Source organism: Hungatella sp. (assembly GCF_046966825.1).
Genome location: NZ_JBKVCZ010000050.1, coordinates 35382 through 44223, shown reverse-complemented (window position 1 = coordinate 44223; position 8842 = coordinate 35382). Strand labels below are relative to the sequence as shown.

General features: G+C 42.0%; 10 protein-coding genes and 2 tRNA genes. 5 read left to right on the top strand and 7 right to left on the bottom strand.

The annotated features are described in order from the left end of the window. Nucleotide 1 precedes the first annotated feature (1 nt). Nucleotides 2-74, top strand: a tRNA-Lys gene (locus ACLTD4_RS16460). 53 nt (nucleotides 75-127) lie between these two features. On the opposite strand, the gene ACLTD4_RS16455 is transcribed toward ACLTD4_RS16460, so the two are convergent. From ACLTD4_RS16455 to ACLTD4_RS16435, 5 genes are all read right to left on the bottom strand, one after another. Then, on the bottom strand, nucleotides 128-1033 hold the full coding sequence (locus tag ACLTD4_RS16455; RefSeq protein WP_412331424.1) for a tyrosine-type recombinase/integrase: 906 nt from the start codon (nucleotides 1031-1033) through the stop codon (nucleotides 128-130). Further along, nucleotides 1011-2081 (bottom strand): replication initiation factor domain-containing protein, encoded by a 1071-nt coding sequence (locus ACLTD4_RS16450; RefSeq protein ID WP_117633752.1) that lies wholly within the window; start codon nucleotides 2079-2081, stop codon nucleotides 1011-1013. Before ACLTD4_RS16450 ends, ACLTD4_RS16455 begins: the two co-directional genes overlap by 23 nt. Before the next feature lie 207 nt (nucleotides 2082-2288). Next, complete coding sequence (locus ACLTD4_RS16445; protein WP_412331423.1) at nucleotides 2289-2477, bottom strand: hypothetical protein; 189 nt, start codon at nucleotides 2475-2477, stop codon at nucleotides 2289-2291. A 182-nt stretch (nucleotides 2478-2659) separates the two neighbouring features. Beyond that, entirely contained in the window at nucleotides 2660-2866 is a 207-nt protein-coding gene (locus ACLTD4_RS16440; protein WP_117633754.1) for a hypothetical protein, read from the bottom strand. Beyond that, nucleotides 2863-3075 (bottom strand): helix-turn-helix domain-containing protein, encoded by a 213-nt coding sequence (locus ACLTD4_RS16435; protein ID WP_117633755.1) that lies wholly within the window; start codon nucleotides 3073-3075, stop codon nucleotides 2863-2865. Before ACLTD4_RS16435 ends, ACLTD4_RS16440 begins: the two co-directional genes overlap by 4 nt. A 184-nt stretch (nucleotides 3076-3259) precedes the next feature. Here ACLTD4_RS16435 and ACLTD4_RS16430 point away from each other — a divergent pair, with 184 nt between their 5' ends. Then, the gene (locus ACLTD4_RS16430; protein WP_117633756.1) at nucleotides 3260-3589 is read left to right on the top strand and encodes a helix-turn-helix domain-containing protein; all 330 of its coding nucleotides are present in this window, start codon (nucleotides 3260-3262) and stop codon (nucleotides 3587-3589) included. A 679-nt stretch (nucleotides 3590-4268) separates the two neighbouring features. Here ACLTD4_RS16430 and ACLTD4_RS16425 read toward each other — a convergent pair. Beyond that, nucleotides 4269-5654 (bottom strand): ISNCY family transposase, encoded by a 1386-nt coding sequence (locus ACLTD4_RS16425; RefSeq protein ID WP_055657671.1) that lies wholly within the window; start codon nucleotides 5652-5654, stop codon nucleotides 4269-4271. Nucleotides 5655-5845: 191 nt separating this feature from the next. Between ACLTD4_RS16425 and ACLTD4_RS16420 the strand changes: the two genes are divergently transcribed. Continuing rightward, nucleotides 5846-5925 (top strand) — tRNA-Leu (locus tag ACLTD4_RS16420). A gap of 186 nt (nucleotides 5926-6111) precedes the next feature. Further along, entirely contained in the window at nucleotides 6112-6318 is a 207-nt protein-coding gene (locus ACLTD4_RS16415) for a hypothetical protein (protein ID WP_055660711.1), read from the top strand. 78 nt (nucleotides 6319-6396) lie between these two features. Here the strand turns inward: ACLTD4_RS16415 and ACLTD4_RS16410 are convergent, their stop codons facing one another. Beyond that, nucleotides 6397-7272, bottom strand: a complete 876-nt coding sequence (locus ACLTD4_RS16410) for a helix-turn-helix domain-containing protein (protein WP_117624454.1) — start codon at nucleotides 7270-7272, stop codon at nucleotides 6397-6399. Between the two features lie 165 nt (nucleotides 7273-7437). On the opposite strand from ACLTD4_RS16410, the gene ACLTD4_RS16405 reads away from it, so the two are divergent. Continuing rightward, entirely contained in the window at nucleotides 7438-8841 is a 1404-nt protein-coding gene (locus tag ACLTD4_RS16405) for an alpha-glucosidase/alpha-galactosidase (protein ID WP_117624453.1), read from the top strand. Nucleotide 8842: the final 1 nt, after the last annotated feature.

The following is an 8842-nucleotide window of genomic DNA, read 5'->3' as shown; positions in this document are numbered from 1 at the left end:
TGGGATACTAGCTCAGGTGGTAGAGCACTTGACTTTTAATCAAGTTGTCCGGGGTTCGAGTCCCCGGTATCTCACGAAAGTGGCAGAATCCTTATAAATACGAGGTTTTTGGCACTTTTTTTATTACTCAAAATTCTGTCATTTTTTCAATTTCCCAGACACCATCTAAATGAGATATACTATTTTCAGCGGCTATAATTTCATGTGCAAAATGTTCATATTTTTTAGTCGTTTCTACACTCTCATGACCCATCAAAATACTTAAATCATAAACATCGGACTGGCCATTTTTACGCACATGATCGATACAATAATTCGTAGCAAAATTATGCCGTAACCGGTGAGAAGAAAAACTATAGGGAAGTTCCTTCTGTAAGCGATAGGTAAAAAGCTTCACAGCATTACGGCTCATAGGCTTGCCAGTTCTGCCCATAAATACATAGCTGCTTTCATATGGACATTGTAGCAAATATCTGTCTATTAAATACAGAGATACCCTACCAATCGGAACCATACGATCCTTACTTCCTTTGCCACTCACTTTCATAATATTACGCTTACGATCAATATCAGTGCGCAGAAGATCACATACCTCGCACTGGCGGATACCACTATCAAGCATTAAGGAAACAACAGCCCGGTTTCTGGCCGTAATCCATGGAATAGCAGATTCGATAGATTTAAAAATATCCCTGATTTCATCATCTGTATAAATATGTACTACCTTTTTCGGCGACTTTGGTATTTTAACTTTTGTAGCATCAAAGGAGAGTCCATACTCTGCCGATACCCAACAGAGGAAGATTCTAGCGTTACGAACATACGTCGACACAGTAGCCCTTGAAAGACCGCTTTTATAAAGACCCAGTATATAGGACCCCACATCATCATATGCCAATTGACTAATTTCTGTATTACCAAAAGAGCGAAGAAACCGCGTTAAGGTATTCCTATAATCGCTTATACTAACCTCTTTTAATCCAGAAATACGCTTCTCCAATATAAATTTATCAAATGCACGATTCAACATCATAGCTTACACCCTCTAAAGCATTTTGAATCAAATGACGCAATTCAGCAGAAATACGGGAAGAACCATTCTCAATCAGATCATAGATAAAACTTAAATCACCATCAATACGGTAAATAGCCGAAATTGTGGGGGCAACCTGTTTTATAAGCCACTCTTTTTTTTCCTCCAGTGTTTTTTCTGGAGATCTCTGATACAAACTAAGTTTAGAAATACCACATATAAAATCATTCCATTTATCAGAGGTGGAGCAACGGGAATTCCTCTCATTATCACGCTCGATCAGACGTAAATAATTAGCCAAAATACCAATTACTGCATTCGAAAGGTTATTTCCGGATATGAGATACAAAGCAACCGCACAAGCCCTATCCTTATGCAATTCTATTTCCCATCTTACCCAAGGATTGTCAATGGTATCACAATCACTTTTTGAATTTTGTTCTAACTTTTTATCATAGATACGAAACATGATTTCACTGGTGCGACTGCCTAAATAAATGGTATGCCCTGTCGTTTCTCCATTGCATTTTTCAATATTCAACTTCCACTTTTTGAATTTTGAAACATACAAACCAGAATTAAAAATATCAGTCAGTTCATCTAAAGAATAATAACGACAGCCCAAGTCGTCAACAGCCAAATCTAACCGCGTCAACTGGCCTTTATCCATGATATCCTTTAAAAGATCAGTAAGAACCGTAGAATCAAAAGATTCAACAGAATAAGACAGTTCACCGAAAGGGGTCATCTCACAAGTTTTCTTTTCTTTATAAGCATTCAGAAAATAACCGACAGCAGAACCGGAAATATCAACGTGAACCCCCATATCATCGTTACCATCATATAAAATATGAATGGGAACTATACTATGTTGAATACGGGACTTATAGCCATAGCGGCCATTTAAGCCCGTTTGAAAATCTTCCATACGCAACCCAAAGTATGATACTACATCAAGATACGACATGCTTTCTTTAATAGTAAAAGAAATCCAGTCGACCGATAAATACAGGCCATTAGCCAGTGTCTCACAATCACCAATAAACATAAGCTTGTTTGTCTCCTCTCTGGTTTTTCTACCCCCGTATTACTGGTCGGGGGTAAGCCGGGACTTTCCGGCAATCATCAACAAAAAAAATTACAAATTCCAACTAACAAACAAAAACACACTATCAAGCCAATCTAACAAACGAACAGCAACCATATGCAACAAAAACATAAAATCAACTCCTATAAAATCAAACATTAATTTTATCTATCTCAGAAACACTATCCCAACCAACAAATGTTCAAAATGCTTACCAATATCTGTTTCTATATCCCTTGTCCATTGATCGTCAAATGGATTTTTAATCCGATCTTTTGGAAAATATCCCCTGTAAAAAACATCTTGATGATACACCCTGAACTGTTTTGTTAAATCCGGATACGTAATTACTTTCACATTATACGGCTCCAAATTTTACCCCCTTTTTTCCAAAAAGTACGCTTAAATGTTTATACTGTCAAGTAATGGTTCAGCGTTGCGCCGCTGGCGCAACCGCTCGAACCATAGCTATTTACCATACAGACACACAACCAATAAGCCAAACAAACAGAACAATCAAACTTAAACATATCCACATATCAATATTCAATCAAAGAGAAATCAAGAGCATTCCGCAATCGAGAATCACAACACATAACAAATGGTTTATCATCATCATCAACACCAACAATCAAAGTACGAGAACCGACAATTTCAAGAAGCTTACCAGCATACGAAACAATGTCTTTTTTTAACTTTTCCTCTGCTGTTTCATACTCTGGGACAAACTTATAAACAACATTCATACTTTCAATTTCTCCTCTTCTTCCACATATTCCATAATATCGCCCGGTTGACAATCTAAAAATGAACATATCTTATCAAGCATATCCATGCGAATATTATTACCTTTGCCCAATTTTGCCAGCGTTCCAGAAGTCAAGACATTTAATAAATCCGTTTTTTTTAACCCCTTACGATTTAACATATCAAAAAGTTTATAATATCTAATCATTAAATCACCCTCCATATGCATTGTTTTAAAAATAAAAGTAACGATAAAGCTATATTTATAATAAATACAAGATAAATATAACGAATAAAAGTTAGTTTGTCAATAGAAATATAACATAAACATGAGATATATTGCTTTTATGCCATTTTTATGTTATTCTTAAAACAAAAAAAGGAGAGTAATCATGCCGATTATATACAACAAGTTATTTCACATACTTATTGATAGGGGAATTAAAAAGGGAGAATTGCAGAAGAAAGCAAATATAACAGCGTCTATAATGGCAAGACTTGCAAAAAATGAGCCTGTAAAAATGGATACAATAGAAAAGATTTGCGAGGCCTTACAATGTCAACCAGGAGACGTATTACAATATGTAAAAATAACGGAATTAAAAAATTCTAACGGTAAATTAGATGAAGATATCCTTGTCGAAACTCCATTCTTAGATGAAGATTCAAGCATGGAAATTCAAGAACGTAGCAACTATCTAAAAAATGATAAAGTGGATTAAGACAAAAATATATATACGTCCCAAAACGCTATCACCGTGCAAGCGGGCCCCCCAGCGATGCCCCCACTTGCCGATCACAGTTATTTCGTCCCAAACAGATATGTAGGAAAACAAGGAAAAGCTGGGAATTACATCAACTTGACCGCCCAGACATGCAAGACAATCCCATATTATTCAACTTAGATATAACTTTTAATCAAGTTGTCCGGGGTTCGAGTCCCCGGTGTCTCAGTAATGATATGGTATGTAAAGACCATCAAAAAAGTCGTCGAGTACGACTTTTTTTTGTGGGGTAAAGCTTCCACTTTTTACGTCCTTAATTGACATTATTTTATCACTCTATGTAACGCAATATGCGGCATCTAAAAAACTTTTAGGTCTCCTAAAAGTTTTTGTATATTCTGTATTCAATCTGGTATTTTCCTAAATATTTTTTAGATACTATGCGGATTGCCCTTTTCCCTCCCCGTGTATATAATAATGGTATCAAAGAAAGAGAGGTGTTACATATGACATATTTGGCATATATCGTAGTATTCTCACTGCTGGCATTGGAAATCTATCCGATTATCCGCAAAGGTGCTCACAAAGCTTAATTATAAATTCTGTAAAGCAAAAATGAAAATGTCCTGAAAAAAGTGCATTATTAGCACCGGCGCCGCCGGTGCTTTTTTCTGTTTTAATAGCGATTGGCAGAGAGCTCCATTTCGATCCGATGTGGCTGTTTTTGAGCAAACCTTATAAACGTGCTGCGTCTCCATGGATGGCTCATAGGGGGAATATAGCGTTTCTTTGGTTTTTCCCTGGGGATTTCAGGTGCAAATGCCCGGGAGGTTTTCTCGTACTCGGGGACTTCTTCCAGCACCAGCACGGTATTCTCGTTGACAATGCAGAACAGCTGCCCATCAAATGCCTGGATTACCATAACCTTTGTCCCTTTCAGGTAATGTACCTGCCTTCCACTTTTATCTAACATACGATAATGGGTTTTATCCTTTTGAATGCAATGGCCGGCATCCACCACCCGTTCGGTGAGAATGGCAAGGGTCAGGTTGATTTTTTCCTGATCGGGTTGCTTTTCAAAGACAGATTTGATACCATTAAGGGGAAGAGCAAACTCAGCGTTATATTTGGCGATATAGGAACGAAGAAATTCGTTAGCTGCGTTGATCTCTGTAATGCCTGCCAGTCGTAACTCGACTGGCAGTCTTGATTGTAAGGTCTTAAACATACGCTCCACACGCGATTTTGCCTGTGGAATACTGCTGCATTCCAGCTCTACACCGAATTGCTTACAGGAATAAGCAAACTGCGTGTAGGTATCCTCTGCCAGTTCGGTACGGTTCTTCTGCCTGTATTCAAAAACGGTTCTGCGGTCTGTGAAAAAGCCATAAGGAATGCCATACGCAGTGAGTATCTGATGAAACAGGTGGTAGTAGGCATTCAGGGTTTCCTGTGTATCAAAATACGCAGCTGTAATCCGGCCGGTGCAGTCATCTACAGCGATGTGGAGATGTGTGACAGAACCACCGAACCATTCATGAGGAGAAGCATCCATCTGTTCCTGTTCGCCAAAGAAAGCCTTCCGTGGTTTTCGTGTATGTGCATCTTCCACAGCAACGAGATTTTTTTGGATTTCGACGGCTTCTTTGTGGGAAGCCGTCTTTTGTACCGCCTTTAAATGAGCAGAAATACGTTTCTGCTTTGCTTTTGTAACCATAGGGGATAAGATGTAATGTTCTTCCAATATCGATTGAATTGTGGTTGTAGAAACAAGAATGCCTTCCCGCTCCGCAAGCAGCTGCGTAAAATGAGTAAAATTGGCATCAAAGTATTGTTCCTGATAAAGAGAGACGATACGTTTTCTGATATCCTCAGAGAGAGCTGTGGCTGGTTTGCGCCCCCTGTTGCCATGAACAAAGAAAGCTTTTCCCTGTTCTTTATATCCTTTCATCATACGGTTAATCTGCCGTCTGGAAACAGACAGTTTCAGAGCGGCGTTATCCTTATTCCCGCTGGTTTCCACAAGTTTCTTAATAATCTCGTATTTTTCCTGTTCCTTCATCCGAAGTTTAATCTCCTTAATTGTCCTGAACCTCCTGCGTTATAAGCTGTGAGGTTATTATAATACAATTTGAGGACATTTTCATTTGTGGTTACTTAGGACATTATCATATTTGGTTTATATATGCTCACAAAGCTTAATTATAAATTCTTGACATTTCCGCCCTCAGATGGTATCATCCATTGGTGTCAGCGGGTATGGCGGAATTGGCAGACGCGCCAGATTTAGGTTCTGGTGGGAGACCGTGCAGGTTCAAGTCCTGTTACCCGCAGTATTAAAAGATGTTAAAAAGCACCGGGATTCCTTATATTTACTGGGATTCCCGGTGCTTTCTATTTTCCTCTTCTCCTGCCCGCCTTTCCAAACGGCTTTTCCCGGTCCATTCCTCTGTCAGCAAAAGTTCCCTGCATATTTTCTTCCAATGATACAAAAACTACTGCAGACAGGAGGTATGATCATGGCAAAAGCAGGAATGAGAAGGCCCAATCCTTATGATGCGGATAATCACGGAACCGAAAATCATCATAAAATGAATCGTCCTGAGAATAAGCAGGCCCAGGTACCCGAAATTCAGGGCGCTGCTAAAAACGGCAATGCAAAAGCCGGCCCTATCCATGCACCTAACTGGGCCAGAGATGATTATAAGACTGGAGATCATGAATAACTGAGGTTACAGGATCACGGCAGGGAGGCGGGGAAATGAAATCCCCCCCTGCCTGCCTTACTCCAATGAATCTTACTGCTACTCCTCCATATCCCCGCTGCAAATCCTTCTATATTTAAGCGGAGTCTTATCCGTCAATTTCTTAAACACCCGTTCAAAATACGTCACACTCTCAAATCCCAACAGCTCCGAAATCTCCGTCACCGAATACTCACTGCCCGCCAGCAGCTCCTTGGCCTTCCGGATCCGGGTAATATTCCGGTACTCATTGACGGAGAAACCAGTCACCTCCCGAAAAATCCGGCTCAAATACGACTTGCTGATGAAGAACCGTTCCGCCAGGTCCTCCAGCGATTCATCCGTGTCATAATGGTGGAGCAGATAGTCGGCCACCTCATGGACCTTCTGGTGTCTGGCTGTCTGCACTGTGGAAATCTCCCCGCCCTGCTTATAAAATACCCGGTTCCTGCGGCAGCGGTAAATAAGCAGAAGAATCTCCGCCAGCTTCAGCTTTACCATCCCATCGTATTTCCCCTGTTTTTCCCTTAACTCATCCTGAATCTCAAACAGCAGGAGCTTCACCTGCTCCCACACCTTTTCCGGAAGCTCGGTTACGCCATAATTCTCCTCAAACATCCTGGTTAATGGAACCAGCCCCGCCTGCTCCAGCAATGGGCTGAAGCCTTCCTGGCTGATCTGCAGAAGGATCCTGTCGTGATACGATTTCCCAGCCAGACTGGTCTTATGAATCTGCTGACGGTTGACCAGAACCACCATTCCCTTTTTTACATGGTAGGTCTCCCGGTCAATAAAGTAGTACCTCTCTCCCTCCAGCAGAAAATACAGTTCAAAGCTGTCATGAAAATGTTTGGTCTGCATCGTAAATTCGTAGTCGCGGATCACCTCATCAATGGTGAGCCCCGCCATTTTCTCTGAAAATACCGTTTGTTCCATCCTCTGCCTCACGCTTTCTGCATTTTAAAAATCAGTAGCCAAAAGTACGAAAATACCAGAAAAAGCATCGATTCTATAAGCTTTATAATACTATACTGCTGTATAATTAGCAATAGAAAGAAATGAGACACGAAAGCAGGAAATGCATAGAAGGAGGATTTTACCATGAAATACGAAAACAACAAAGTCCGTGATTTGAACATCGCTTATATCGGCGGCGGCTCCAGAGGCTGGGCCTGGACCTTCATGACCGACTTATCCATGGACGATTCCTTAAGCGGAACCATCCGTCTTTACGACATCGATGAGGCTGCGGCCAAAAATAATGAAATCATCGGAAATAAGCTGACTGCCAGAGAGGATACCACTGGAAAATGGGATTACGTTACCTGCAGCACCATCGGAGAAGCGCTGACCGGCTGTGACTTCGTCGTAATCTCCATACTGCCCGGCACTTTTGATGAAATGGCAAGTGACGTTCATCTGCCGGAACGCCTCGGAATCTACCAGTCTGTCGGCGACACCGCAGGCCCTGGCGGAATGATCCGCGCCCTGCGCACCATTCCCATGTTTGTAGAAATCGCGGAGGCCATCAAAGAGTACGCTCCGGAAGCATGGGTCATCAACTACACCAACCCCATGACCTTATGTGTGAAGACTCTGTACCATGTGTTCCCGCAGATCAAGGCATTCGGATGCTGCCATGAAGTATTTGGCACGCAGAAGGTATTAAAGGGCATCTGCGAGGAAACCCTTGGCCTGACCGGGATTGACCGCCGTGACATCAACATCAACGTGCTGGGAATCAACCATTTTACATGGCTCGACAAGGCTTCCTATAAAGGAATCGATCTGTTCCCTGTTTACCGTGATTACATCGACAGCCACTATGAAGAAGGCTATAACGAGCCAGACAAAAACTGGGCCAACAGCACCTTTGACTGCGCCCACCGTGTTAAATTTGATTTATTCCGCCGCTATGGCCTCATCGCCGCCGCAGGCGACCGTCATCTGGCAGAGTTCATGCCAGGCGGTGAGTATTTAAAAGATCCCGAGACCGTATCTTTTTGGAAATTCGGCCTGACCACAGTAGACTGGAGAAAGGCTGATTTGCAGAAGCGCCTCGACCGCAGCCACCGCCTCGTATCCGGTGAGGAAGAGATCAAGCTTGAACCGTCAGGAGAGGAAGGAATCCTGTTAATCAAGTCCTTATGCGGCCTGGAACGCTCCATCAGCAACGTCAACATCCCGAATACCGCCCTTCAGATTGCCAATCTCCCGGCAGACGCCGTGGTAGAAACCAACGCCGTATTCAGCTTAGACAGCATCCAGCCCATCGTCGCCGGCACCATACCGGAGCAGGTAAAGACCTTAATCGTTCCTCATGTAGAAAATCATGAAAGAATCTTAAAAGCTGCACTTACATACGACCGCGCCCTCGTCTGCGAAGCCTTCCTGGCCGACCCGCTTGTCAAAGGACGCGCATCAGAGGAAGAAGTAAAAACTCTGGTAAACGACATGATTTCCAACACTCTAAACTACCTGCCAGACGGCTGGAAAGAAAACTAAA

Coding starts and splice junctions, on each gene's coding strand:
- ACLTD4_RS16455 (WP_412331424.1), bottom strand. CDS start 1,033: ATGATGTTGAATCGTGCATTTGATAAATTTATATTGGAGAAGCGTATT.
- ACLTD4_RS16450 (WP_117633752.1), bottom strand. CDS start 2,081: ATGTTTATTGGTGATTGTGAGACACTGGCTAATGGCCTGTATTTATCG.
- ACLTD4_RS16440 (WP_117633754.1), bottom strand. CDS start 2,866: ATGAATGTTGTTTATAAGTTTGTCCCAGAGTATGAAACAGCAGAGGAA.
- ACLTD4_RS16435 (WP_117633755.1), bottom strand. CDS start 3,075: ATGATTAGATATTATAAACTTTTTGATATGTTAAATCGTAAGGGGTTA.
- ACLTD4_RS16430 (WP_117633756.1), top strand. CDS start 3,260: ATGCCGATTATATACAACAAGTTATTTCACATACTTATTGATAGGGGA.
- ACLTD4_RS16425 (WP_055657671.1), bottom strand. CDS start 5,654: ATGAAGGAACAGGAAAAATACGAGATTATTAAGAAACTTGTGGAAACC.
- ACLTD4_RS16415 (WP_055660711.1), top strand. CDS start 6,112: ATGGCAAAAGCAGGAATGAGAAGGCCCAATCCTTATGATGCGGATAAT.
- ACLTD4_RS16410 (WP_117624454.1), bottom strand. CDS start 7,272: ATGGAACAAACGGTATTTTCAGAGAAAATGGCGGGGCTCACCATTGAT.
- ACLTD4_RS16405 (WP_117624453.1), top strand. CDS start 7,438: ATGAAATACGAAAACAACAAAGTCCGTGATTTGAACATCGCTTATATC.